Here is a 533-nt window from a genome sequence, read left to right as displayed (position 1 = left end):
AGCCGCCAGATCCAGATTGTCGTGATAATCCAGCAGTAATTGCACCCGATAGGCATCGTCCTGCGGCTGGGCCAGATAGTGATAAACAAACCCCTGCTGCAAACTGGTGGCGGGATATAGTGCTTCAACCTGATACATTTGATGAAAACGATTTAAACGTTCGATTGAAACATCTTTCAGGCCATAATCGCTGGGAGTTTTGATCCCGCCCTGCTGAGCCTGAGTTTGACCGGCCGTGATAACCGTTTCCAGCGCCTGCTCAAACGCCATGATAAACACCTGAGTCTGGCTGGCAGACAAACAAGAACCCACGCTGAATTGCAACTGACCTGCCTGCACTACCCCATTGATATTCAGTAGCAAAGGATTGGGGTTTGCACTATCCGTCACATCACCGCAATCGTCGCTGGTCAGTGACCAGTCCTGCGGGCCGCCCTCGCCCCCCAACTGCCCCAGATAGTTAAAGCTGATGCCCGGTAAATCACCGGCCAGCTTGCCCGCCTGCTGCAAGGCCCCGTACCCCATGCCTTTGT

Annotated in this window: 1 protein-coding gene; it reads right to left on the bottom strand. The window is 53.7% G+C overall.

Going from position 1 to position 533, the window contains the following annotated elements; all coding sequences use genetic code 11:
- Window positions 1–533, bottom strand: a 533-nt coding sequence (locus Xhom_RS31805) for a hypothetical protein (protein ID WP_169928590.1), incomplete at both ends; no start/stop codon positions are given.

The sequence above is a fragment of the Xenorhabdus hominickii genome (genome assembly GCF_002632725.1).
Classification (GTDB): domain Bacteria; phylum Pseudomonadota; class Gammaproteobacteria; order Enterobacterales; family Enterobacteriaceae; genus Xenorhabdus; species Xenorhabdus hominickii.
This window is presented reverse-complemented; position numbering and strand designations above follow the sequence as displayed.